General features: G+C 66.3%; 22 protein-coding genes and 1 pseudogene. 13 read left to right on the top strand and 10 right to left on the bottom strand.

The window, feature by feature from the left end; translation table 11 throughout:
* Positions 1 to 67: 67 nt before the first annotated feature.
* The 3 genes from C1720_RS07735 (at position 68) to C1720_RS07745 (ending at position 2,657) form a co-directional block, all read left to right on the top strand.
* Positions 68 to 328, top strand: coding sequence for a lipopolysaccharide assembly protein LapA domain-containing protein (locus tag C1720_RS07735; RefSeq protein WP_102283799.1), 261 nt, complete (start codon positions 68 to 70; stop codon positions 326 to 328).
* Between the two features lie 8 nt (positions 329 to 336).
* A complete protein-coding gene (locus C1720_RS07740; RefSeq protein ID WP_102283800.1) occupies positions 337 to 1,536 on the top strand; it encodes a lipopolysaccharide assembly protein LapB in 1,200 nt (399 codons plus the stop codon).
* A 98-nt stretch (positions 1,537 to 1,634) separates the two neighbouring features.
* Complete coding sequence (locus tag C1720_RS07745; RefSeq protein WP_102283801.1) at positions 1,635 to 2,657, top strand: recombination-associated protein RdgC; 1,023 nt, start codon at positions 1,635 to 1,637, stop codon at positions 2,655 to 2,657.
* A gap of 245 nt (positions 2,658 to 2,902) precedes the next feature.
* On the opposite strand, the gene C1720_RS07750 is transcribed toward C1720_RS07745, so the two are convergent.
* Positions 2,903 to 3,610: a class I SAM-dependent methyltransferase gene (locus C1720_RS07750; RefSeq protein ID WP_102283802.1), complete on the bottom strand. Its 708-nt coding sequence runs from the start codon at positions 3,608 to 3,610 to the stop codon at positions 2,903 to 2,905.
* A gap of 178 nt (positions 3,611 to 3,788) precedes the next feature.
* Entirely contained in the window at positions 3,789 to 3,959 is a 171-nt protein-coding gene (locus C1720_RS13710) for a hypothetical protein (RefSeq protein WP_199170976.1), read from the bottom strand.
* A gap of 377 nt (positions 3,960 to 4,336) precedes the next feature.
* Here C1720_RS13710 and C1720_RS14425 point away from each other — a divergent pair, with 377 nt between their 5' ends.
* Positions 4,337 to 4,462: a hypothetical protein gene (locus C1720_RS14425; RefSeq protein ID WP_255397816.1), complete on the top strand. Its 126-nt coding sequence runs from the start codon at positions 4,337 to 4,339 to the stop codon at positions 4,460 to 4,462.
* A gap of 313 nt (positions 4,463 to 4,775) precedes the next feature.
* The gene (locus C1720_RS07765) at positions 4,776 to 6,482 is read left to right on the top strand and encodes a vWA domain-containing protein (RefSeq protein ID WP_102283805.1); all 1,707 of its coding nucleotides are present in this window, start codon (positions 4,776 to 4,778) and stop codon (positions 6,480 to 6,482) included.
* A 237-nt stretch (positions 6,483 to 6,719) separates the two neighbouring features.
* Here the strand turns inward: C1720_RS07765 and C1720_RS07770 are convergent, their stop codons facing one another.
* Both C1720_RS07770 and C1720_RS12950 read right to left on the bottom strand, forming a co-directional pair.
* Positions 6,720 to 7,172, bottom strand: coding sequence for a TonB-dependent receptor plug domain-containing protein (locus C1720_RS07770; protein WP_102283806.1), 453 nt, complete (start codon positions 7,170 to 7,172; stop codon positions 6,720 to 6,722).
* 22 nt (positions 7,173 to 7,194) lie between these two features.
* Positions 7,195 to 7,620, bottom strand: a complete 426-nt coding sequence (locus C1720_RS12950) for a hypothetical protein (protein WP_146006915.1) — start codon at positions 7,618 to 7,620, stop codon at positions 7,195 to 7,197.
* A 114-nt stretch (positions 7,621 to 7,734) separates the two neighbouring features.
* Here C1720_RS12950 and C1720_RS12955 point away from each other — a divergent pair, with 114 nt between their 5' ends.
* The 5 genes from C1720_RS12955 to nagZ all read left to right on the top strand — a co-directional run bounded on the left by C1720_RS12955 (position 7,735) and on the right by nagZ (position 11,543).
* Positions 7,735 to 7,929, top strand: a complete 195-nt coding sequence (locus C1720_RS12955; RefSeq protein ID WP_146006916.1) for a hypothetical protein — start codon at positions 7,735 to 7,737, stop codon at positions 7,927 to 7,929.
* A gap of 19 nt (positions 7,930 to 7,948) precedes the next feature.
* The gene (locus C1720_RS14595; protein ID WP_369406078.1) at positions 7,949 to 8,032 is read left to right on the top strand and encodes an aminopeptidase N C-terminal domain-containing protein; all 84 of its coding nucleotides are present in this window, start codon (positions 7,949 to 7,951) and stop codon (positions 8,030 to 8,032) included.
* Positions 8,033 to 8,084: 52 nt separating this feature from the next.
* Positions 8,085 to 8,522, top strand: a complete 438-nt coding sequence (locus C1720_RS12960; protein ID WP_146006917.1) for a hypothetical protein — start codon at positions 8,085 to 8,087, stop codon at positions 8,520 to 8,522.
* A 165-nt stretch (positions 8,523 to 8,687) separates the two neighbouring features.
* Complete coding sequence (locus C1720_RS14775) at positions 8,688 to 9,692, top strand: helix-turn-helix transcriptional regulator (protein WP_500797087.1); 1,005 nt, start codon at positions 8,688 to 8,690, stop codon at positions 9,690 to 9,692.
* Between the two features lie 777 nt (positions 9,693 to 10,469).
* A complete protein-coding gene (nagZ, locus tag C1720_RS07790) occupies positions 10,470 to 11,543 on the top strand; it encodes a beta-N-acetylhexosaminidase (RefSeq protein ID WP_102283810.1) in 1,074 nt (357 codons plus the stop codon).
* 204 nt (positions 11,544 to 11,747) lie between these two features.
* On the opposite strand, the gene smc is transcribed toward nagZ, so the two are convergent.
* Positions 11,748 to 15,269, bottom strand: coding sequence for a chromosome segregation protein SMC (gene smc, locus C1720_RS07795; RefSeq protein ID WP_102284580.1), 3,522 nt, complete (start codon positions 15,267 to 15,269; stop codon positions 11,748 to 11,750).
* Between the two features lie 285 nt (positions 15,270 to 15,554).
* Positions 15,555 to 16,253, bottom strand: a complete 699-nt coding sequence (locus C1720_RS07800) for an ABC transporter ATP-binding protein (protein WP_050714879.1) — start codon at positions 16,251 to 16,253, stop codon at positions 15,555 to 15,557.
* Here C1720_RS07800 and C1720_RS07805 point away from each other — a divergent pair.
* Positions 16,252 to 16,929, top strand: coding sequence for an arylesterase (locus tag C1720_RS07805; protein ID WP_102283811.1), 678 nt, complete (start codon positions 16,252 to 16,254; stop codon positions 16,927 to 16,929). The genes C1720_RS07800 and C1720_RS07805 overlap by 2 nt on opposite strands.
* Before the next feature lie 112 nt (positions 16,930 to 17,041).
* On the opposite strand, the gene C1720_RS07810 is transcribed toward C1720_RS07805, so the two are convergent.
* Positions 17,042 to 17,488 (bottom strand): hypothetical protein, encoded by a 447-nt coding sequence (locus tag C1720_RS07810; RefSeq protein WP_146006919.1) that lies wholly within the window; start codon positions 17,486 to 17,488, stop codon positions 17,042 to 17,044.
* 53 nt (positions 17,489 to 17,541) lie between these two features.
* Between C1720_RS07810 and C1720_RS07815 the strand changes: the two genes are divergently transcribed.
* Both C1720_RS07815 and sstT read left to right on the top strand, forming a co-directional pair.
* Positions 17,542 to 18,474, top strand: a complete 933-nt coding sequence (locus C1720_RS07815; protein ID WP_102283813.1) for a 1,4-dihydroxy-2-naphthoate polyprenyltransferase — start codon at positions 17,542 to 17,544, stop codon at positions 18,472 to 18,474.
* Positions 18,475 to 18,891: 417 nt separating this feature from the next.
* Positions 18,892 to 20,157 carry a serine/threonine transporter SstT gene (gene sstT, locus C1720_RS07820; RefSeq protein WP_102283814.1) on the top strand — a complete coding sequence of 422 codons (1,266 nt, stop codon included), beginning with the start codon at positions 18,892 to 18,894 and terminating at the stop codon, positions 20,155 to 20,157.
* A gap of 193 nt (positions 20,158 to 20,350) precedes the next feature.
* Here sstT and rsfS read toward each other — a convergent pair.
* The 3 genes and pseudogenes from rsfS to hemF all read right to left on the bottom strand — a co-directional run.
* Positions 20,351 to 20,842, bottom strand: a pseudogene (gene rsfS / locus C1720_RS07825) (ribosome silencing factor); the annotation flags it as partial.
* The gene (nadD, locus tag C1720_RS07830; RefSeq protein WP_369406065.1) at positions 20,839 to 21,555 is read right to left on the bottom strand and encodes a nicotinate (nicotinamide) nucleotide adenylyltransferase; all 717 of its coding nucleotides are present in this window, start codon (positions 21,553 to 21,555) and stop codon (positions 20,839 to 20,841) included. The gene nadD and the pseudogene rsfS, both read right to left, overlap by 4 nt.
* Before the next feature lie 71 nt (positions 21,556 to 21,626).
* The gene (hemF, locus tag C1720_RS07835; RefSeq protein WP_102284582.1) at positions 21,627 to 22,532 is read right to left on the bottom strand and encodes an oxygen-dependent coproporphyrinogen oxidase; all 906 of its coding nucleotides are present in this window, start codon (positions 22,530 to 22,532) and stop codon (positions 21,627 to 21,629) included.
* Between the last annotated feature and the right edge of the window lie 359 nt (positions 22,533 to 22,891).

Raw genomic sequence — 22,891 nt, forward strand, 5'->3', positions numbered from 1 at the left:
CACGGTCAGGTTCTGAACAGCTTTTTAGAATCCCGCCTCTTTTTCCCGCCCGCCCCGTCTTTAGCCCATGCCCCAAGTTCCGAGGCCGCTCAAATGGCTGCTGAAAGCTGCGCTGTTTCTGCTTTTGTTCGCCTTTGCGCTCAACAACCAGCATGAAGCCGTTTTGCGCTTTGCCTTCGGGTTGTACTGGCAGGCCCCCATGGCGCTGATCGTGCTGCTGGCCTTTGCGGCGGGGCTGGCGGCGGGCGTGGCGGGCATGCTGCCCGCCTGGCGCAGGCGGCAGGCGGCAGGCGGCGGCAATGGCGGCGGCAACGCGCGCCAGGAGTGAGAGGCGTCATGGAATTCGATCTGAGCTGGGTTCTGCTGGGCTTTCCCTTCGTGTTTGCGCTGGGCTGGTGGGCCTCGCGCATTGACTGGCGGCAGTGGCGGCTGGAAAACAGCCAGGCGCCCCGGGCCTATTTCAAGGGCCTGAACTTTCTGCTCAACGAGCAGCAGGATCAGGCCATAGACGCCTTCATCGAAGCCGTGCAGAAAGACCCCGAAACCAGCGATCTGCACTTTGCGCTGGGCAGCCTCTTTCGCCGCCGGGGCGAATTTGACCGCGCCATTCGCGTGCACGAGCACCTTCTTTCGCGTGCCGACCTGCCCCGCGACGACCGCGAGCGCGCCCGCCACGAGCTGGCGCTGGACTTCATGAAAGCGGGCCTGTATGACCGCGCCGAAGCCGCCTGGGCCGATCTGGAGCGCACCGCTTACGCGCAAGAGGCCGCGCTGGGCCAACTGGTCATTTGCGAGCGCTGGCATGACTGGCCGCGCGCCGCCGCGCTGGCGCAAAAGCTGCTGGCAGGCCAGGGCCAGATGCCGCTGACGCACGATCTGGCGCGCAACCTCGCCCACAACCTGGCGCACTACCTGTGCGAGCAAGCCGCCGCCGCGCAAGAGCCGGGCGAAAAACTCGCCCTGCTGGAGCAGGCGCAAGCGCGCGCGCCCGACGCTGCCCGCCCCCGCGTGGAACGCGCCCGCCTGCTGGCCGCCCAGGGCCAGCCGCAAGCCGCGCTGCAAGCGCTGGCCGAGCTGCCCGCGCACGCCCCGCAAGCGCTGCCGCTGGTGGCCTGCGAGATGGTGGCGCTGGCCGCCCAGTGCCAGGCGCTGCCGCAAACCCGCGCCCTGCTGGAGCAAAGCTACGCGCAAGCGCCCGCGCTGGATGTGGCCGAAGCCCTGGCGCAAGCCTGCCGCGCCAGCGGCACCAGCGATACCGGCGACGCCAGCCAGCAGCAGGCGCGCCAGATTTACGTGCGCCATCTGGAGCAAACCCCCTCGCTCAACGCCGCCGCCCGCTGGCTGGCGGGCGCGCCCATCGCCCCGCCCGAAACGCACGCCGCCGTGCAGCGCGCCGTGGAGCGCGCCGCCCGGCCGCTGGCCTGCTACCGCTGCGCGGCCTGCGGCTTTACCGCCAAAACCCACTTCTGGCAATGCCCCGGCTGCCAGGCATGGGACACCATGCCCCCGCGCCGCGTGGAAGAGCTGGACAAATAGGCCGCCGCACCCCGCCATTTCCAGCCCCGTCCCGCCGCGCGCCGCCCTGAAGCCGCCGCGCCTTTCTTCCCGTTCCCCCGCCTTTCGCAGACTTTTTCATGTTCAAAAACCTCATCCTCTACCGCATCCAGCCCGGCTGGCAGCCCGATGCCGCCCGGCTGGAGCAGGCGCTGGCCGCCGAGCCTTTTGCCGAATGCAGCGCCACCCAGCAAAAGTCCGCCGGCTGGCTGCCCCCGCGCGGCCACGCGCACGGCGCGCTGCTGGAAACCGTGGACGGCCAGTGGCTCATGCGCTTTGCCATCGAAACCAAATCCGTGCCTTCGGACGCCATCCGCCGCAAAGTAGAAGAAGAAGCCGCCCGCATCGAAGCCGCGCAAGGCCGCAAGCCCGGCAAAAAAGAGCTGCGCGACATGAAAGACGACGCCCTGCTGGCCCTGCTGCCGCAAGCCTTCGCCCGCCGCGCCGCCTGCTGGGTGTGGATCGACCCGCAAGCGCGCCTGCTCGCCATTGACGCAGGCAGCCAGGGCCGGGCCGACGAAATCACCACCAGCCTCATGCGCACAGCTGGCGGCGGCCCGGGCGCGCTGGCGCTGGCGCTGCTGCAAACGCGCACGGCCCCGCAGGCGGCCATGGCCGCATGGCTGGCCAGCGAAGATGGCGCTGCGCTGCACCCCGAATTCAGCATCGAGCGCGAATGCGAACTCAAAGGCAGCGGCGAAGAGCCGGCCGTCGTGCGCTTTGCCCGCCACCCGCTGGAAACGCCCGAAGTGCGCCAGCACATTCAGGAAGGCAAGCTGCCCACCCGCCTGGCGCTGGGCTGGGCCGGCCGCATGAGCTTTGTGCTCACGCAAGCGCTGCAACTGAAAAAACTGCGCTACGCCGACGGCCTGTTCGACAAAGACGGCCAAAGCGACAACCGCGACGAGCGCTTTGATGCCGACGCGGCCCTGGCCACGGGCGAACTCTCACGCCTCATCCCCGATTTGATCGAGGCACTGGGCGGCGAAATGAACGAAATGGGCGAACCCGGCAGCGCCGCGCCCCCATCCGCCCCGCCCGCCAGCGCACCGCTTGCAGACGACAACAAGCCGGGCGGACGCGATCAAGGCCCGCCTTTCTGAAAAACCGCCCAAAGCCTGGCCGCAAGCGCAGGCAACGCCCCAGTTTAACTACAAAAACAGGAGCAAATTTCAGGCCCCAAAAACGCCCCCATCTCATGGTTTTAGGGGCTTAGCTGCTATCAAAGCAGAAGCAAGAAAACGTGGGTCTGCGGGCGCGGGCGGCTGCTGAAAAGCCGCTTGCGATCAGATTGGAAGCAGCTTTCCGAACTTGTTCACGATGTGGCTACAAGGGCCTGCACCCCTTTTCATGCCCGCCGCAGCGCCCAGCCAGCGAAATCAGGCACGCGGAAAAACAGGCTGGGCGGCGTGAAGCCGCAGCTCTCGGCCAGCGCGGCAAACGCTTCAGGCGTGAGCGGAAAAAAGTCTTGTTGCAGGCGGGAACGCATGACTTGCGCCTTCTCGGCGGGCAGGCCCAGGGCCGTCACGCACTCAATCAGCGCCTCGCGCTCATCAGGCTGGGCGGCAATCAAATCGCTGAGCAGCAGCGGCGCGCCGGGCTTCAGGCGCCGGGCAATGCCTTCGAGCAACTGGCGCTTGCCCTCCAGGCTTTCAATAAAGTGCATGACCAGGTGGCAGACAGCGGCGTCGTGCGGCTCTTGCGGGGCGCTGTCCAGAAAGCCGCCGTGCCAGTCGATCTGCGGCACGCCCGCCGCCAGGCACTTCTGCCGCGCCAGCGCCAGCATCTCGGGCATCGGCTCCACGGCGGTGTAGCGCCACGATTTGCCCACCTGCGGCGCCAACTGGTGCAGCGGCAGCAAGGGCGCGACGGTGGCCGCGCCCAGGGCCAGCACGCGGGCGCCATCAGGCAGCCGCTGCCCCAGCAGGGCCGCGGCACCGTGGTGCAGCACGGCATAGCCAGGCACAAGAGAGTAAATGCGGCTGTCGTAATGCTGCACTTCCTGCGCAGTGAAGTGCGAGAGGCTGGAGCGCGGATCGGGCAATGGCTGTGTCATGGCAAAGGAATGGAAGGGTGTGAAAAGAAAAAAAGCTGGGAAAGCCGTCTGGCAATTCGCCCCCGGCCCCGCGAAAGCGGGCGGCCCGAAAGCGGTACAGGAGTTGTTCTGGGCGGATCTTTTTTAGCTCCTTTATCCATAGCATGAGGTCCTAGATAAATGTGCGCTGAGGCCGTTTTCATAGGGCTTTTATTCGCTCCTTTTTTTGATGCACCAGCCCTCGCGCGAGCGCATCCATCCAGCGCCCTGCCAGCGCAGCCATGCCAGCGGAAGCGACAGCCAGCGCGGCCACCAGCGCAGCGCTGCCCGCGCCGTCAAGCAGCCAGCCGGCCAGCGGCATGAGCGCCAAGCGCCCCAAAGCGAAGAAGCTGGCTTGCAGGCCGTAGTCCGCCGCCTGGCAGGCGGGGCGCGCGTTCCGTCATCAGAACCTGCTCACCGTCTGGCCGTGAGGGGCAAAAGTGCGGATCAGGATGGGCTGCAAGGCGCAGGCGGGCCTTGTGGCACGGCGAGGATTGGCAACGCCGCAGAGCGACCGAGGCCGCGCTTTTCGCACCCACGGCCAGACTCTGAACAGGTTCCCAGACTTTCACAAGCATTTCTACAAAAGCTACGTGGGCAAGCCCGTTGGCGATCTGGACAAGGAAGGCCCCGTCAATGCGCAAGAACTTGAAAGGGCGCTCCAGGTGGGCGCCCTTTTTGCCGGACATGGCATGGCAGCGAGCCTGAATGCTGTTTCTTGAGCGGCTGAAGGCCTTGCCAGCGGTGGAATTTGACCCGTCAAACCGTGTGGGCATTACTGATGCAACAGGCGTTGCAGAGGGCAGCAGTGAGTTTTTGGAACGGCGCGTCTGATTGATATTGCAAAGACTGCCATGCTCGGCTTACGATGGATTCCACTATTTAAACGCGTTACCACTTATGGAAAGGAGCGATGCAATGCAACTGGAACATTTGTCAATCGACGGGCGGCGCAAGCTGCCGTTTTGCATCTTTCATGCGCTGCTGGGGCGCTGGCTCCGGTGGACCTTGCTGGCCATGCTGGCGCTGGGCTGGCAGGCGGCGATGGCGACGCCAATTNGGCCGGCTGCTGTGGGACATAACGGATGGAAATAACGAACCCAACCAGCGTGCGCTATGCGAGCAATACTGCCAGGACGCCATCACAGTGCCTTTTGCCAGCGTTTCGGCCAGCGCCATTTACCCCGGCGGCGCGCGTGGCACGGCCCCTTTGAGCGGCATTTCAGACTTTCACAAGCATTTCTACAAAAGCTACGTGGGCAAGCCCGTTGGCGATCTGGACAAGGAAGGCCCCGTCAATGCGCAAGAACTTGAAAGGGCGCTCCAGGTGGGCGCCCTTTTTGCCGAGCATGGCATGGCGGCGAGCATCAGCAGAACCTATAGCCCGCATGCGTTCAAGGAGCTGGACAAGCCTGTAACACTGATATGGAAGCAGCTGAAAACGGGCACGATGCCGGGGCTGGACAAATTCGAGGTGCTGTTTTACGCGCAAAAGCTGGACCGGCTGCTGATGAAGCTGGACGCGGGCGTGTTAAATCCATTATCCGAGTCGCCCAATGTTTATCAATGGGAAATGCCGCAAGAAAAGGTGGCCGTGCTGCGCAGGGAGCTGGAAAAGCACGAAGGCCAAAAGGATGAATACAAAGTGGCCATTGTGGTGAAAGGCACGGCCACGGGGGCGCAGGCTGCGGCAGGCAAGGTGGAAACAGGGCCTTATTACGGCAATGCGGAAATATTCACGCTTAGCCCGGGCCTGCGCTATAGCGTGATTGCCGTGGACAGCTCTGGCAGCAATCAATGGACGGACCCGGGCAATTTGCGCATTCTGGCGGCCAATGGCATGGTGCAGGATATGGCGCAGGTCAATGAAAACGCCGCCTTGCTGGGCCTGCGGCCCCACATGGTGGCGGCGGTGGATTTTGACCGGCGAATCATGCGGCTGGCTGACTTCACGCTGGCGCAGGAGCTGGCGCCGAAGAATGTGTTCAATGCCATTGACTCCTGGGGCGGAACCAACATTGTGGGCGCCATTATTTACAGCGTGCAGATGCTCATTGAAAAACGCCCCGTGCCGCCGCAGCCGTTCAGTTATGACGAAAACACGCCGCGCATTTACTTGCTGAGCGATCTGGATGACGAGGGCGGATTCAATGGCGTGATATCGGCCATCAATCAGGCCACGGCCAGCAACATCATCATCAACCTGGGCCATTTGGTGCCGCTGAACGTGAAGGCGGCCGGCGCCGCAGCGGGCGATTTGCGCGGCGAGAGCCAGCGGCCGCAAAAGCTGGCGGAGCCGCTGGACCCGGTGATTGAGGCGCTGCTGGCTGGAGGAGGGTCTTACGCCGTGCTGGAAAACGCGCAGGCGCAGCAGGCCTGGCGGCGCCTGATGGCGCAGCTGAGCGCCACGCCGCCGTGGGCGCGCACGAGCGTCAATTTGCCGCTGGACGTGAGGCTGTATGGCTATGCCCGCGCGGGTGCGGCCGAGCCGGTTTATCTGTTCACAGCGCCTGCCAGCGGCAGAGTGCGCGTGGTGGTGGACGGCAAGGGGCATTTCGTGCCTGCGCTGACCGTTGATGGCACGGGAGCGCAGGTCAGCCTGGGGCAGGACCAATACGCGCTGGAGTTTGATGTGACGGCAGGGCAGACCTACCGCATCAACCTGAACGAGCCTGTTTCGGCGCAGGGGCTTTACAGCATTGTGCTGCGGCAAATCGTCACGCCGCCTGCACCGGCGGGCCAGGTCACGCCGGTGCCTGCCAGCCATCCGCTGGCGCTGGGCGCTCTGGGGGCACTGGTGCTGTGTGCGGCGCGCAGGCGGTTGCGCGGGCGGGCGTGTGGGCGGACGCGGTAAGTGGCGCGCGTGAATGAAACGGGGCGCAGGCCCCGTTTTTGCATGCGTAGATGGGCGGGGCGCCCGTGCGCAGTCCCGGGGCGGGCGGCTACTGGGCGCAACAAGCCGCTGCGCGCCGTGCGCCCGCCGGGATGCATAAGAAAAAGGAGCAAATCTGAAAGGGCTGAAACGGCTTTTGCGCTCATTCCACCGGGGTTTCATACTATGAATATAGGAGCAAAAATAGGCAGCCAGCTTTCAGCCTGCCGGGCACTTTCCGCGCCTGCTGCGCCCTTGCAGGCGCAGTGTGAGGCGGCCGTTGTACTGCTGGCGGCCGTCTTCGCGGCGGCCCGTGTGCAGGTTGCGAATGAAGCCGTCTTGCCGCATGAACTCGCCCGCAACGCCCAGATACGCGCGGCCCGGCTTCAGGGCGCGGCTGGCATCGGCGCGCAGCACGGCGCGCCGGCGGCTGCCGCCTTCAGCTGACAGCAGGGCATAGGGCGCATCGCCCGGCTGGCGCGTGACGACGCTGATCACCCCCGCCTGCGCGTTGCGCCCGTAAAGAGTGGACTGCGGGCCGCGCAGCACCTCCACGCTTTGCGCGCTCAGCAGGCTGTCGCCAAAACCCTGCCCGCGCAGCGTGGGCACGCCATCCACCAGCAGCGCCACGGCAGACGAAAAGCCGACGATGTTGGCCGTCATGTCGCGCATCACCGGTGGCGCTAGAGCCTGTTTACGGTCTAGTCGTGAGGTGCAAAAGTGCGGATCGGGATGGGCTGCAAGGCGCAAACCGCAGGCGGGCCTTGTGGCCCGGCGAGGATTTGCAACGCCGCAGACCGCCTGAGTCCGTGCTTTTGCGCCCACGGACAGACCGTGAACAGGCTCTGGGGCTGCTTTGCCCCACAGGCTGAAAAGTCAGACCGGGCGTCATCTGCGCCACGCCCTGCAAATCGCGCACGCCTTCGCTGGCCAGCTCCTCGCCCGCAAAAGCCGTTACGCCAGCGGCCACTGCGTCCAGAGGCTGGCTTTGCTTGTTCACCGTCACGGTCACAGCGGGCAGCGTCTTGCCAGCATCATGTGCGTCAGGTGAGCCGGGCGAACCGGATGAGTCCGGCAGCGCCTGCGCCGCCAGGCGCGCAGAAACGGCAAGGAGTGACAAGGCAAAACAGGCGAAACGCATAGAACAACCCAAGACAAGGCAATGCCCGCATTCTGGGAAATGTTCGCATTCATGAAAATATGCAAACCAGCCAGATTCACATGCAAAACCGACATGCCCCTGCCCACATGCCGCCTCACCCCAGCAGACGCACACGCCGAGCGGCGCGGCCCCTGGAGCCGCACCCGCCTGCCGCCCGCGCTGGGCGACTGCCACAGCGACAGTGTGAGCCTGGCCCCGGGCCTGACCCTGATTGCCACCCGCTACCGGCCCGAGCGCGACCTGGTGGAAGATGATGCAGCGCATTGAGCCGCAGCGCCAAGCCCTAATGCGGCAGCAATTGCAGGCACTCGCCAATATGCCCGACCTTTCCAAAGACGTGCGCGAGATTGTGGAGAAGATTTTGGGCTAGGGCGGTTTCAGGCAGCCTGCACCCGCCACCGCCCACCTAAAAGGATACTGCAATGAAAAAATCCGCATCTGCCTGCCTGCTGATGGCTTTGGCGTTTGCCGTGCAGGACGAGCTTTTTGTCCTTACGGCAGCGGCGGCGTTGTCGGGCTTGTTTGCCGCCGTTTCCCTGTCGCTGCTGCGCACCTTTTTCCGGCACGAATTTCGGGCACGGAAGCGGGTTGTCTGCTGCCAACTGGCAACGCTGGTTTGTATGGCGGTTTTTTTGGCGTGGTTGCCGCGCGAATATGCGGCGATAGACATTTCGGCAGCGCAAAGAATGGGGCAGCCCTGCCGCGAAAAAGGGTGTTATGAATCAGAATATTTTGAAATCAGGCATTATTTGACCAGACGATACCGGTTATCAAAAGACCACCGCTGCGTCCAAGTGATGAGCATGCACCTTTCATGGCCGAAATTCCATCGGCAGGAATGCGTACCGGAGAACGGATAAAGCCGATAGGCAAATTTATAGCGGATTAAAATAAAAATGCTACAAAGCGCGAGCCGCAGGGCATACAGACAATACGCCAACGCAGTCGCATTGCGCTTTTAATCCACTTAATAGGACAAAAGCCGCCGCTGCCTGCCGCGCCCGCTGCTGAGCCTGACCTTCGGGCTGCAAGGCCACTCGTCTTTTGAAGAGCGGCGCGGCCAGCAGCTTCGCTTTGACTGCGGCAGCGTCACCATCTCCAGCTTCATCGACGCCCAAGGCGAGCGCCGCTACAGCGGCAGCGCCGAGCAACACGTCGAGCAACTGCGCCTGCAACTGGATGAAGAGCTGCTCACCGCCTACTTGGGCGAGGCCGCTGCCCGCCAGCTTTTGCGCCATGCCAGCGGCGTGCGCCTGCTGGCCTGCCGCCCCGCCAGCGCCGCCGCCCTGGCCCATGCCCGCGCTCTGGCCTGGCAGGCCGCCCATCCGGCGCCAGACACGCCGGGCAGGCTGCTGGCCCTGCACGCTGGCGCGCTGGCCCTGTTGCACGAGCAACTGCGCCTGCTGCCCGCCAGCGGCCCCACGCCCCTGTCCGCCGCGCCCCCAGCCGAAAGCCCTCGCTTGCTGCGTCNAGACACGCCGGGCAGGCTGCTGGCCCTGCACGCTGGCGCGCTGGCCCTGTTGCACGAGCAACTGCGCCTGCTGCCCGCCAGCGGCCCCACGCCCCTGCCCGCCGCCCCCCCAGCCGAAAGCCCTCGCTTGCTGCGTCCGCAGGAGGCCGCCCGCATGGAGCAGGCCCGCCGCTGGCTGCTGGCGCACGCGCATGAAAGCGTTTCCATCCGCCGCCTGGCCGACGAGCTGCACATGAGCGAAAGCCGCCTGCGCCGCAGCTTCCGCCAGGCTTGGGGCGGCAGTCCGCAAGACTTTCACACCCGCGCGCGCATGGCGCTGGCCCTGCGCCACCTGCAAGCCGGCTGCCGCGTGACTGAAACCGCCTGGCGTGTGGGCTACGGCCAGCCCGGCAATTTCAGCCAGGCTTTCACCCGCCACTTCGGCTATCCGCCCAGCCAGGCGCGCTTCTTAAAAAATTGCGAACAGGTTCTCAGCCCCTGTAAGGCCCACACCAACGCTGATGAAAGCTGCAGCGCCTGCGCCAATTCAGTCATGCGACAGACAAGCAACGCCGCATGAGTCGCCACCCGCGCCACCGCGCCACTTCGCCTTTGCCGCCCGCCGCTGGAGCTGGCGGCGGGCCATGCGCGCCCAAACTGGCAAGGGCAATAGCAAGCGTGCGAACAGGAAAATAAATACAAAACAAAGGGTTGCAATGCACAGGCGCGGAACAAACCACAAGCAGAGCCGCTTGCAGGCGGATTCGCATTCAGCTTTGTCGCAGCCCCAAATCCATTCGCGTTCTGCCCACGAAGGGTGAAAACGCCCGCCAGAAACGGCCCCGGTGGGCGCTCTTACTTCTTTTTCACTCCTTTTTAGAGAGCAAATTCAAGGTCCAGAAAACGCCCCCATTGCACGGTTTTAGGGGCTTTGCTGCTATTAAAACAGGAGCTAAACAAGCGGCAGTTTGCAAAGCGCGGGCAGCAGCCCAACCGGCCGATGGGCAGCTTGCGGCAGGCTTGTTGCCGCCCGAAATCTGTTCAGCAGCTGCGTGCGGGCGCATCGCAAGGCCCGGCCCAAGTCCCGCCCGCAGCCCTGCCTTCACGCGTTTCACTCCTTTTTTGAGAGCAAATTTCAGGCTACAAAAACGCCCCTATCGCACGGTTTTAGGTGCTTTGATGCTATCGGAGCAGGAGCTTGAAACGATGGCTTGTGAAGCGTGGGCGGCTGCGGGAAGCGGTTGATGGGCTGACGTGAAACGGGGGGCCAAGGCTGCGGATGGCGCGGGCTTTTCACGCAGACTTTTCGCGCGGGCTTTGGTTCAATCGCGGCTTCGTTTTTTCACCCGCACGGCTCATGCCCCACGCTCCGCTCATCATCGACATCGCAGGCGCCGCCCTCACGGCGGAAGACCGCCGCCGCATCGCCCATCCGCTGACGGGCGGCGTCATTTTGTTCACGCGCAACTGGCAAAGCCGCCAGCAGATTGCGGCGCTGACGGCGGCCATCCGCGTCATCCGGCCTGATGCGCTCATTGCCATTGACCACGAAGGCGGCCGCGTGCAGCGCTTTCGCGAAGGGGGCTTCACGCCGCTGCCGCCCATGCGCGCCCTGGGCCGCCTGTGGGAGGAAGACGCCCTGCAGGCGCTGGCCGCCGCCACTGCCTGCGGCTACGTGCTCGCCGCCGAGCTGCGCGCCTGCGGCATTGATCTTTCGTTCACCCCTGTGCTCGATCTGGACTGGGGCCGCAGCGCCGTGATTGGCGACCGCGCCCTGCACCCGCAGCCGCAAGCGGCGGCCCAGCTGGCCAAAAGCCTGCTGCACGGCCTGCTGCTGGCGGGCATGAAGGGCTGCGGCAAGCACTTTCCCGGCCACGGCTACACGCAGGCCGATTCGCACACGCACCTGCCGCAAGACGGGCGGCCGCTGGCCGAGCTGCTTCAGGCCGATGCCGCGCCCTACGGCTGGCTGGGCCTGGCGCTGCCCGCCGTCATGCCCGCGCACGTCATCTACCCGCAAGTGGACGAGCGCCCCGCCGGTTTTTCGCCTTACTGGCTGCAAGACGTGCTGCGCGGCCTGCTGGGTTTTGACGGCGCCATCGTCAGCGACGATTTGGGCATGGCCGCTGCGCGCCAGATGCAGGGCCGCCAGCTCACCCACGCCGAAGCCGCCTGCGCGGCGCTGAACGCGGGGTGCGACCTGGCGCTGCTGTGCAACCAGTGTCTCGACGGCGGCGCGGCGCTGGATGCCGCGCTGGAGGGGCTGCAAGCCGCCCGGGGCGTGCACTGGCAGCCCCGGCCCGCCAGCGAGGCCCGCCGCCGCGCGCTGCTGCCTGCTTTTGACGCGCCAGACTGGGCCGCCCTCATGGCCCAGCCCGCCTACCAGCAGGCGCTGTCGCTCGTTGAAAAACTCGCCGTGCGCCGGGGCTGAAAAGCGGTTCAGAGCGCGCTGCCCACGGCCTTCTCGGCAGAGCGCCCGGCAGCCAGCCGGATGGCATCAAAAACAGGAGCGGATTCAGGAGGCCTCAAAACGGCTTCTGCGCTTTTTCCACTAGGACGTCATGCTATGAATGAAGGAGCGAAAACAGGCTTTCCGCAGCTTGTTCCCGCCGCCCGTTTTGCCTGAGGCTGCAGCCTACTGCGCCATGCGGATGGCGCTTTCCATGTCCACGGCGACGATGCGCGAGACGCCTTGCTCCTGCATGGTCACGCCGATGAGCTGCTCGGCCATTTCCATCGCAATCTTGTTGTGGCTGATGAAAAGAAACTGCGTGCCCTGGCCGCTCATGGCCGTGACCAGGCGCGCGTAGCGCTCGGTGTTGGCGTCGTCCAGCGGGGCGTCCACTTCGTCGAGCAGGCAAAAGGGCGCGGGGTTGAGCTGGAAGATGGCAAAGACCAGGGCAATGGCCGTCAGCGCCTTTTCGCCGCCGGAGAGCAGGTGAATGGTCTGGTTTTTCTTGCCCGGCGGCTGGGCCATGACTTGCACGCCCGCGTCCAGGATTTCGTCGCCGGTCATCACCAGGCGCGCCTGGCCGCCGCCGAACAGTTCGGGAAACATGCGGCCAAAGTGCTCATTGACGGTGTGGAAGGTGTGGCCCAGCAGCTCGCGCGTTTCCTGGTCAATCTTGCGGATGGCGTCTTCCAGCGTGTTCATGGCCTCGGTGAGGTCATGGCTTTGCGCGTCGAGAAACTGCTTGCGCTCGCGGGCGGCGGCCAGCTCTTGCAGGGCGGCCAGATTGACGGCGCCCAGCGCCGCAATGCTGCGGTGCAGGCGGTCGATTTCGCCTTGCAGGCCGTGCAGGCGCACGCCGCTTTCTTCGATGGACCGGGCCACGGCGGCCAGGTCGGCGCCTGCGTCGGCCAGCAGCTGGGTGTATTGCTCGGCGCCCAGGCGCGCGGCCTGCTCCTTGAGTTGCAGCTCGGTGATGCGCTGGCGCAGCGGCTCCAGCTCGCGCTCGAGCTGCATGCGGCGCTCGTCGCTGGCGCGCAGGCGCTGGGTGAGGTCGTCATAGCGGCTGCGCTGGGCGGCCAGGGCCTGCTCGCGTTCGAGCTTGGTCGCCAGGGCCTGTTGCAGGCCGCCCTGGGCGGCGGATTCATTCAAGCGGGCCAGTTCTTCTTCGGCGCGGGCCGCTTCGCCTTGCAGGCTGGCGGTTTGCGCGGCGGCGGTGTCGATGGCGCGGGCCAGTTCGGCGCGGCGCGCTTGCAGGCTGCGGCGGGCGAACTGGGCTTCTTGCGCCTGGCGCTCCAGGCCGCGCTGCTGCTCGCGGGCGGCTTGCAGCTGGCGGTCGGCTTGCATCACGCGGCTTTCAAGCTGGGCGTGGCGCTCTTGCTGGTCGGCCAGCTGCATGTCCAGCTCTTCAAAGCGGGCTTCGGCGCTGGCCTGGCGCTCTTGCAGCTCATCGAGCGCGGCGCGGGTTTCGGCCAGGTCGGCGTCCAGCTGGCGGCTGCGCTCTTGCGCCTGGTCGGCCAGCTGGGTCAGGCGCAGGTTTTGCACTTGCAGCTCGTGCGCGCGGTTTTGCGCTTCGGCGCGCTCGCGCTGGGCGGCGTCCAGGCGCTGGGCGGCGTCGGCGCAGGCGGCTTCGGCCTTGTGCAGGGCGGCCTGGGTTTCTTCGGCAATGAGGGTTTGGGCGCGCAGCTGCTTTTGCAGGTTTTCGATTTCTTGCGCGCGGGCCAGCAGGCCGGCCTGTTCCGAGTCGGGCGCGTAAAAGCTCACGCCGTGCGCGGTGACGCTGTGGCCGCCGGGCACATAGACCGTCTGGCCGGGCGCGAGCTGCGCACGCAGGGCCAGGGCTTCGGGCAGGGCGCTGGCGCAAAAGCAGCCGGCCAGCCAGTGGGCAAGCAGGGCGTGCAAGGCGGCGTCGTGCAGGCGCAGGCGGCTGGCCAGGGGCTGAAGGCCCGCCGCCTGCCCGGCAGGGCCTGCCGCCGATGGCGTGGGCAGCGCGTAGAAGGCCAGGCGCGCGGGCGGGGCGTCTGGCGCGAAGGCGGCGGCCTGCTCCAGGCGGCTGATTTCCAGCGCGCCCAGGCGCTCGCGCAGGGCGGCTTCGAGCGCGCTTTCCCAGCCCGGCTCGGCTTGCAGGCGGCTCCACAGGCCCGGCAGGGCGTGCAGGCCATGTTTTTGCAGCCAAGGCTGGAGCTTGCCGCCGGTTTTCACTTTTTCCTGCAAGGCTTGCAGAGCGCTGAGGCTGGCGGCCAGTTCGGTTTGGCGGGCGGCTTCGGCGCCAGCGGCCTGCTGGCGCGCGCGGCGCTCTTCTTCCAGCGCGGGGGCCTGCTCTTGCAGCGCTTGCAGGCGGGTTTGCAGCGCCTGGGCGGCGGCGGCGGCTTGCGCCAGTTCGGCTTGCAGGGCCGCCAGGCGCTGGGCGTCGGGCGCGGCCAGGGCGCGGCGCTCGGCTTGCAGGCGCTCGTGGCGCTGCTGCTGCTGGCGGGTTTGCTCGGCCAGGCCGCGCTGCTCGGCGGCCAGCACCTGGATTTGCTGCTGCACCTGCGCCACGGCGGCGGCCTGCTGGCTGGCGGCGGCTTGTGCGGCGCGATGGGCGTCTTCCAGGCCGGGCAGGGCGTGCTGCTGCTCTTCGAGCTGCGCGGCAAGACATTCGGCCTGTTCTTCGGCCTGCGTGTCTTGCTCTGCCAGCTCTTCGGTTTGCGCCTGGGCCTCGGCCTGGCGGCCCGCCCATTCGGCGGCCTGCTCTTTCAGCTGCGCCAGGCGCTGGGCGGCGCGCTCGCGGTTTTCCAGCACGAAGCGGATTTCGGCTTCCAGCTTGCCCACTTCGGCGCTGGCCTCATACAGCAGGCCCTGGGCCTGATTGACTTCGCTGCCCGCTTCGTAGTGGGCCTGGCGCACGGCTTCCAGATCGGCCTCCACGCGGCGCAAGTCGGCGCTGCGCGATTCCAGATCGTTGCGGGCCTGGTCGGTGTCGGCCTTCAGGTGGCTTTGCCCCTGCTCGGCCTCGCTGCGCTTGAGAAACCACTGCTGGTGCTGGCGCAAGGTGGCGGCCTCTTGCAGCTCGTTGTATTGGCGCGCGACTTCGGCCTGCTGCTCCAGCTTTTCAAGGTTGGCGTTCAGCTCGCGCAGGATGTCTTGCACGCGGGTGAGGTTCTCGCGCGTGTCTTCCAGGCGGCCCTGGGTTTCGCGGCGGCGTTCCTTGTATTTGCTCACGCCCGCCGCTTCTTCCAGAAACAGGCGCAGCTCTTCGGGGCGCGATTCGATGATGCGGCTGATGGTGCCCTGCCCGATGATGGCGTAGGCGCGCGGCCCCAGGCCCGTGCCGAGGAACACGTCTTGCACGTCGCGCCGCCGCACGGGCTGGTTGTTGATGAAGTAGCTGCTCGCGCCCTCGCGCGTGAGCACGCGGCGCACGGCGATTTCGGTGAACTGGCCCCACTGGCCGCCCGCGCGGTGGTCGCTGTTGTCAAACGTGAGTTCAACCGAGGAGCGGCTGGCCGCCTTGCGCGTGGTGGTGCCGTTGAAGATCACGTCCTGCATGGACTCGCCGCGCAGCTCGCTGGCCCGGGACTCGCCCAGCACCCAGCGCACCGCGTCCATGATGTTGGACTTGCCGCAGCCGTTCGGCCCCACCACGCCCACCAGCTGCCCGGGCAGCATGAACTGGGTGGGTTCGGCAAACGACTTGAAGCCCGAGAGCTTGATGGAATTCAGACGCACGGCGCAGGCGGAAAGTAAAGGCGCAAAAAAGCGGCGGATGATAGGCCGCCGCCGCCACGCAGGCCAGCCGCGCCGCGCGCCCGAAGCGGCAGACAAGAAGCGGCCCGTGCTTTAGAAACAGGAGCTGATTTGAGGGGTTGAAAATCAGCCTCTGCGCAGGTTCCACTAGGACGTCATGCTATTGATGAAGGAGCGAAAAAGGCTGGTTGCACGCCTTGCGAGCCGGGGCGCACGGGGCGTCTGGCGTGGAATGGGGCTGGCCCAGGCAGCGCCTGCCAGCATTGTTCATTCGCCCTCCGACACCCGTCCCGCTTCCACCACCAGCCGCCGCTCGCACAGCGCGGCCAGGGCGCGGTCGTGGGTGACGAGCACGAGCGTGGTGCCCAGCTCGCGGTTCATCTCCAGCATCAGCTGCATCACGCGCTCGCCGGTGGCGAAGTCCAGGCTGCCCGTCGGCTCATCGGCCAGCAAGGCGGCGGGGCGCATGACGAAGGCGCGCGCCAGCGCCACGCGCTGCTGCTCGCCGCCGGAAAGCAGCTTGGGGTAATGCCCCAGGCGCGCGGCCAGGCCCACGCGCGCCAGCATCTCGCTGGCCTGCTGGCGCGCGCGCGGCGCGCCGGCCAGCTCCAGCGGCAGCATCACGTTTTCCAGCGCCGTCATGCCGCCCACGAGCTGGAAGTTCTGGAACACGAAGCCCAGCCGCCGGGCGCGGATGGCGGCGCGCGCGTCTTCATCTACCGCAAACAAATCCTGCCCGGCAATGCGCACCGTGCCGCTGCTGGGCACGTCCAGCCCCGCAATCAGCGACAGCAGCGTGCTTTTGCCGGAGCCGGAAGCGCCGACGATGGCCGCCGTCTGCCGCTGCGCCAGCGCAAAGCTCACGTCACGCAAAATGGGCAGCTCGCCCGTGGCGTCGCGCACGGTTTTGCACAGGCGCTGCACCTCGATCAGGGGCGGCGCTTCATTCACTGGTTCTCCACTCATGTCCATTCAGGGCCTCAAACGCCGCAACTTTATCTGCCAGCTTGCCGCCGCACTCGCGCTGCCTGCCGGGGCGCGGGCGCAAGCACAAGCGCAAAGGCCCGCCATCCTCGTGGTGGGCGACTCGCTTTCAGCCGAATACGGCCTGCCGCGCGGCACGGGCTGGGTGGCGCTGCTGGAGCAAAAGCTCGCCGCTGAAAAGCAGGGCCAGCAAAGAGACTGGCGTGTGCTCAATGCCAGCATCTCGGGCGACACCACCGCTGGCGGCCGCGCGCGCCTGCCCGGCCTGCTCAAAAAGCATCAGCCCGCCATCGTCATCATCGAGCTGGGCGGCAACGATGCCCTGCGCGGCCTGCCGCTGGATGCCACCGAAGCCAACCTGCTGGCCATGACGCAGACGGCCCAAAAAACCGGCGCGCGCGTGCTGCTTGCCGGCATGCAGGCCCCGCCCAACTACGGCGTGGACTACACCCGGCGCTTTGCCGGCATCTACCCCCGCATCGCCCGGCAGACAGGCGCTGCCCTCGCGCCCTTTTTGCTCGCTGGCGTGGCCGACCAGCCCGACGCCCTGGCGCACTTTCAGCCCGACCGCATCCACCCCAAGGCCGAGGCGCATCCGGCCATTCTGAACAACGTGTGGGAGCCGCTGCAAAAGCTGCTGCATGGCGGGCGTGAGTAGCGGGCGTGAGTAGCGGGCGTGAGTAGCGGGCGTGAGTAGCGGGCGTGAGTAGCGGGCGTGAATAGCGGGCGTGAATAGCGGGCGGGGCGCGCCCGCAATGCATTTTCATCGCTCACCGCAAGCGCATGGTTTTCATGTTTTCCGCTCCAAATGGCTCCAGGATGCTGCCGGATATTTGAAACGCCATCCGCAATTCAATGGCAATAAGGGCCTCGCCGTGAAAGGCGCATCGTGCCGCCATTTTCATGAAATCTGAGAAATAAGCGCTTTGCGTACCGGCGGATGAAAAGCACATTCTGCATTTCATCCGGCCTTGCTCTTCTGGCAAAAATGCAGGGTATTGGCGCTTTTCAGCCTGGCGCGGCGGATTTTGCAGGACGAGGCGATTCATTTTTTTCAAGCCGAATATGCGCAAGACTGCCATTTGTTTTGCGGGCGGAGTGATGCGCCATTTCGAAAGCGGTTTTCTGTTTGCATATTCACCCATTTGCGCCAACGCGCATGCGCCCGGCCCGTTTTTGTGCTCTTTTTTGCGCTCTTGCCTGAAAGCGGGTCGCATCTTCGGGTTTCCAGCGCCCTTGAATCCTGTGGCGCAACGCTAGGATTGGCCGGATGAAGTCTTCCGCCGTCTCGTGGGTTGAAGTGGTCCGGCTGCGAACCCTGCCTGCATCCATTGCGCCTGTTTTGCTGGGAACGGGCATTGCCTTTGCGCTGGGCGCGGCCTCGTGGGCGCGCGCGCTGCTGGCGGCGGGCGTGGCGCTGGCCCTGCAAATTGGCTGCAACATCGCCAACGACTATTTCGACGGCCTGCGCGGCGTGGATGACGTGCGCTGCGGCCCGCCACGGCTGACGGCTTCGGGCGCCGTTGCGCCCGCTGCGGTGATGGCGCTGGCGCTGGCCAGCTTCGCCGTGGCCGTGGCGCTGGGGCTGGCGCTGCTGGCGCTGTGCGGGCAGTGGTGGATGCTGGGCCTGGGGGCGGCGGCCATTGCGGCGGCGTGGTTTTACACGGGCGGCCCGCGCCCTTACGGCTATCGCGGGCTGGGCGAGGTGTTCGTGTTTCTTTTTTTCGGGCTGATGGCCACTTGCGGCACCACGTACGTGCAGGCCGGGCGCGTGCCGCTGTGGGGCTGGGTGGCTGGCGCGGGCGTGGGGCTGATTGCCTGTGCGCTGCTGATGGTGAACAACCTGCGCGATATCCACACCGATCCCGTTCACGGCAAGATCACGCTGGCCGTGCGCCTGGGCGAGCGGCGCGCGCGGCAGGCGTTCATGATTTTGCTGATCGCCCCGTGTCTGCTGGGCTTGCTGGCCCTGGCGGGCGCTGGCGCGGAGGTGGCGCCTTTTTTTCCGCGCCCCGGCATGGCGCTGCTCATGGCGGCGCTGCTGGCGCTGTGGGGGCTGATGGTGCGCCGCGCGGGCCGGCCGGTGCTGCGCCTGGCCATTGGGCGCGAGCTGGCGCCTTCGCTGCGCGATGCCGGTCTGTACGAGCTGCTCTACAGCCTGAGCCTGACGGGCGCGCTGGTGGCGCTGGTGGCGCTGGTTTGAGGCGGGCCGCCTGGAGCGCCGAAAGCTTCCTTGCGGCAGTGATGGCTGCGCCTGCCGCGCTGTTCTTTCCAGCCGGGGAGCCGTGCGGATGGGGCAGGGCCTGCGGGCCGCCCCAGCCTGCTGGTGCGCATCAGAGTGGTTCATAAAAAAAGGAGCGGATTCAGGGTGCCGAAAACCCGCTTTGCGCTGGTTCCACTGGGACGTATTGCTATGAATAGGATAGCTAAATAAGCCGGTCTGTCCGGCCCGCCGTGTTCGCGCCCGCGTTTCGTGCCTGCGTTTCGCGCCCGCGCGGCGCACTCTGCCGGGGCGCGAGCTTGCAGGCGCGGTCTCCGGGGGGGCAGGTGTGCAATCCGTCACAATCCACATGCAAGCGGCGCGCGTTTTGTGTCGCCATTTTTTTCAGGAGTTCAAGCAATGGAGAAACAAGGTTTCATCGCCCGGCTGGACCGGCTGGGGCTGGTGATGCAGATCGTCATCGGCCTGGCGGCGGGCGTTTTGGTGGGCGCTGTGGCGCACAACGCCCTGCCGGCCGATCCGGACGTGGCTGCGCCGCAGTTCGTGACCCTGGTGGGCGAGCTGGGCAAGCTGCTGGGCGGGCTGTTCGTAGGCGCGCTCAAGGCGGCGGCGCCGGTGATGGTGTTTGTGCTGGTGCTCTCGGCGGTTTCGCAGCACCGCAAGGGCAATCCGACCAACATCCGCCCCATTCTGGCGCTGTATCTGGTGGGCACGTTCGCGGCCGCGCTGGTGGCCGTGGCGGCCAGTTTCGCCTTTCCGTCCACGCTTTCGTTCAAGGGCGTGGAGGCGGCCCAGAAGGTGGCGCCCGGCGGCATTGCCGAGGTGCTGCGCAACCTGCTGATGAACCTGGTGGCCAACCCGGTGCAGGCGGTTTCTTCGGGCAACTACATCGGCATTCTGGGCTGGGCCGTGCTGCTGGGCATTTCGCTGCGCCATGCCGCAGACGGCACGCGGGCCATGCTGGCCGATCTGGCCGAGGCCGTCTCCAGCGTGGTGCGCTGGATCATCCGCTTTGCGCCGCTGGGCATCTTCGGGCTGGTGCTCACCACCATCGTGGTGGAAGGTTTCAAGGGCATTTACCAATACATCCACCTGCTGGCCGTGCTGCTGGGGGCGATGGCCGTGGTGGCGCTGGTGGTCAATCCGCTGCTGGTGTTTTCGCAAACGCGGCGCAACCCCTTCCCGCTGGTGTTCACCTGCCTGCGCGAAAGCGGCGTGACGGCTTTTTTCACCCGCAGCTCGGCGGCCAATATTCCGGTGAACATGGCGCTGTGCAAAAAGCTCGGCCTGCATGAAGACACGTATTCCGTCTCCATTCCCCTGGGCGCGACCATCAACATGGCCGGCGCGGCCATCACCATCACGGTGCTGTCAATGGCGGCTGTGCACACGCTGGGCGGGCAGGTTGATTTCTGGACGGCGCTGGTGCTGAGCGTGGTGGCCTCGCTGGGCGCTTGCGGCGCTTCGGGCGTGGCTGGCGGCTCGCTGCTGCTGATTCCGATGGCGTGCAGCCTGTTCGCCATTGACAACGACACGGCCATGCAGGTGGTGGGCGTGGGTTTCATCATTGGCGTCATTCAGGATTCAGCCGAAACGGCGCTGAACTCTTCGACCGACGTGCTGTTTACCGCTGCCGTGGACGACGCGCACAAGTCGCCCCGATGAACGCGCCGTAACCTGCCATGAGCGCGCCGCAACAAGCGGCCGCCCGTTTCTGACACGTTTCTGATGCCGATGGCCGCTCACGCGGCCATCTTTTTTGGGGCTGCGCGGGCGCGCCTCACGGCTTTTCGCGGCCCCGCGCCCGCCCGCAGCTTCAGGAAAGAGAAAGAAGCCGCAAGGGCCGCTGGCTTTATCCGGCCGCCGTTTTCTTTGCGGCGGGCTTGCGCGGCGCGGCAGCTTTGCGGGCGGCGGGCCGGGCGGGCGCTTCAGGCGGGGCGCTTGGCCCGGCGGCGGCCTTGGCGCGCGCGGCGGCGGCTTTTTCGGCGCCGGTCTTAAGGCGCACGGGCTTGCCGCCCCAGATTTCTTCCAGCTTGTAGTACTGGCGGAAGGCCGGCTGCATGATGTGGGCGACGGCGGGGCCGCAGTCCACGATGATCCATTCGCCGTTGTCTTCGCCTTCGGTCAGGGGCTTGCCCAGGCCGCTTTCGCGCACCTTGTCGCGCACGCTGGCGGCCAGCGCCTTGGTCTGGCGGTTGCTGGCGCCGCTGGCGATGATCACGCGCTCGAACAGCGGCGAGAGCGCTTCGGTGTTGAAAACGCGGATGTCTTGCGCCTTCACGTCTTCCAGCGCATCGACAATGGCGCGCTGGAGTTTCTGGATTTTTTTCTGGGCGGTGGTGTCGCTCATGAGCTTGCCGGGTGTGTGTAGAGATGGTGGCGGGCAATATACCGCGCCACTGAAGGCGGCACGCAGCCTTGCAGGGGCAGGCCCTGGGCGGCGAGCTGGCGCGCCTGCGTGGAGCTGTGGGGCATGGCCGGCAGGCGCAACACGTGGACGCGGGCGGCCGCCTGCAAGGCGGGCGGCAGGCCCGGCAGCGGGCAAAGCGGATCGAAAGGCGCATGCCCCTGGCCGTCCTGACCCGCGCGGATGGCAATGGAAAGCGCGGCCATTTCAAGAATGCGCGCCGCGTCTTTCCAGGTGTGAAAGGCAGCAGCCTGGTCGGCGCCGATTTGCAGATAGAGCGCCGCGCCCGGGTATTCGGCTTGCAGCGCGGCCAGCGTGTCGATGGTGTAGCTGGGGCCGTCGCGGCGCGTCTCGCGCCCGTCCACCACGCAGCGCGGCTCATGGGCGAAAGCCAGGCGGCACATGGCCAGCCGCTGCGCGGCGGGGGTGAGCGGGCGGCTTTTGTGCCAGGCCTGGCCGGTGGGGGTGACGTGCAGGCGGCTCAGGCCCAGCTGGCGCACAGCGGCGCGCGCCAGGGCCATGTGGGCGTAGTGCGGCGGATCGAACGCGCCGCCGAACAGGCCGATGCGCGGCGGGCCGGGGGGGCGGGAGGCGTTTTCGGGCACTTCAATTCGCTCCTTGTTCGATAGCGCAGGGTCTTCGCCAACAGGGCGCAAGATGCCTTTTCATGAGGCTGAATCCGCTCTGCTTTCAATAGCGTGACAAGACAGGACGCGGCCCGCCTGGCTCAAACCCAGTCCCGTGGCTGAAGGTAGAAGTCCGTCAGCTTCGCTTCCGGCGTGCCCGGTTCGGGCTGGCGCTGCCAGGCCCAGCGCGCCAGCGGCGGCATCGACAGCAGGATGGACTCGGCGCGCCCGCCCGATTGCAGGCCGAAGTGCGTGCCCCGGTCCCACACCAGATTGAATTCCACGTAGCGCCCCCGGCGGTAGAGCTGGTGCTGGCGCTCGCGCTCGCCCCAGGGCATGCCCTGGCGGCGCTGCACGATGGGCAAATACGCAGGCAAAAAGGCATTGCCCACGGCCTGCATCAATGCAAAGCCGCCATCCAGGCTGCCTTCGGCGTAATCGTCAAAAAAAATGCCGCCAATGCCGCGCTGCTCGCCGCGATGGTGGTTGCGGAAATATTCATCGCACCACTTCTTGAAGCGCGGATATTTGTCTGCGCCAAAGGGCGCCACGGCATCGCGGCAGGCGGCGTGAAAGCTGGCGCAGTCTTCATCAAAGCCGTAATGCGGCGTCAAATCCATGCCGCCGCCAAACCAGCAGGTTTTTGCATCGCTTTGGCCTGCCGAAATCATGCGCACATTCATGTGCACCGTGGGCGCGTAAGGGTTGAGCGGGTGGAACACCAGCGACACGCCCATCGCCTCGAACGGCGCGCCCGCCAATTTGGGCCGGCGCTGCGTGGCGGAAGGCGGCAGGCCGGGGCCGCGCACATGCGAAAAGCCAATGCCCGCGCGCTCGAACACCGCGCCGCCTTCCATGATTTGCGTGACGCCCTCGCCTTGCAGCGCCTCGCCCGGCGCTTTGCGCCAAGGCTCGCGCGCAAAGCGCCCGTGCCCGTCCGCCTGCTCAATGGCGGCGGCGATGCGCGATTGCAGATCGAGAAGATAGGAGCGGAGGGTTTCGGTCATGGCTGTGGCGGCTGATGGCAGCCGGTGGCGGCAAAACGCCGTTTGTAAGGCCAGGCGCGCCAGGCCAGACGCGAAAGCGGGCAAAAGCAGCAGGCACGAAGGGCTTTTGCCTGGCGGCCCCAAGACCGGTTCAAAGCTTGGCCTGGCCTGGCCTGGCCGTGAAGGCGGCGGATCGGCATGAACCGCAAGGCGCCAACGGGCCTGCCAGCGGCGGCCCGGCGGAGACGGGCAAGGCCCGTAAGCGCGCAAGGCCGTGCTTTTTGGGCTTGCACGGACGGAATCTCGGTCTCCGCCCGCAGCCTGCCACGCAAGCGCAAGTGCAAGCCAGGAAAAGGGAAGGGGGAAGGCGCTGGCAGCCT

This window comes from Ottowia massiliensis (assembly GCF_900240305.1).
GTDB classification, from domain to species: Bacteria; Pseudomonadota; Gammaproteobacteria; order Burkholderiales; family Burkholderiaceae_C; genus Ottowia; species Ottowia massiliensis.

Coding starts and splice junctions, on each gene's coding strand:
- C1720_RS07735 (WP_102283799.1), top strand. CDS start 68: ATGCCCCAAGTTCCGAGGCCGCTCAAATGGCTGCTGAAAGCTGCGCTG.
- C1720_RS07740 (WP_102283800.1), top strand. CDS start 337: ATGGAATTCGATCTGAGCTGGGTTCTGCTGGGCTTTCCCTTCGTGTTT.
- C1720_RS07745 (WP_102283801.1), top strand. CDS start 1,635: ATGTTCAAAAACCTCATCCTCTACCGCATCCAGCCCGGCTGGCAGCCC.
- C1720_RS07750 (WP_102283802.1), bottom strand. CDS start 3,610: ATGACACAGCCATTGCCCGATCCGCGCTCCAGCCTCTCGCACTTCACT.
- C1720_RS14425 (WP_255397816.1), top strand. CDS start 4,337: ATGCTGTTTCTTGAGCGGCTGAAGGCCTTGCCAGCGGTGGAATTTGAC.
- C1720_RS07770 (WP_102283806.1), bottom strand. CDS start 7,172: ATGCGCGACATGACGGCCAACATCGTCGGCTTTTCGTCTGCCGTGGCG.
- C1720_RS12955 (WP_146006916.1), top strand. CDS start 7,735: ATGCCCCTGCCCACATGCCGCCTCACCCCAGCAGACGCACACGCCGAG.
- C1720_RS14595 (WP_369406078.1), top strand. CDS start 7,949: ATGCGGCAGCAATTGCAGGCACTCGCCAATATGCCCGACCTTTCCAAA.
- C1720_RS12960 (WP_146006917.1), top strand. CDS start 8,085: ATGAAAAAATCCGCATCTGCCTGCCTGCTGATGGCTTTGGCGTTTGCC.
- nagZ (WP_102283810.1), top strand. CDS start 10,470: ATGCCCCACGCTCCGCTCATCATCGACATCGCAGGCGCCGCCCTCACG.
- C1720_RS07805 (WP_102283811.1), top strand. CDS start 16,252: ATGTCCATTCAGGGCCTCAAACGCCGCAACTTTATCTGCCAGCTTGCC.
- C1720_RS07800 (WP_050714879.1), bottom strand. CDS start 16,253: ATGAGTGGAGAACCAGTGAATGAAGCGCCGCCCCTGATCGAGGTGCAG.
- C1720_RS07810 (WP_146006919.1), bottom strand. CDS start 17,488: ATGCGACCCGCTTTCAGGCAAGAGCGCAAAAAAGAGCACAAAAACGGG.
- C1720_RS07815 (WP_102283813.1), top strand. CDS start 17,542: ATGAAGTCTTCCGCCGTCTCGTGGGTTGAAGTGGTCCGGCTGCGAACC.
- sstT (WP_102283814.1), top strand. CDS start 18,892: ATGGAGAAACAAGGTTTCATCGCCCGGCTGGACCGGCTGGGGCTGGTG.
- hemF (WP_102284582.1), bottom strand. CDS start 22,532: ATGACCGAAACCCTCCGCTCCTATCTTCTCGATCTGCAATCGCGCATC.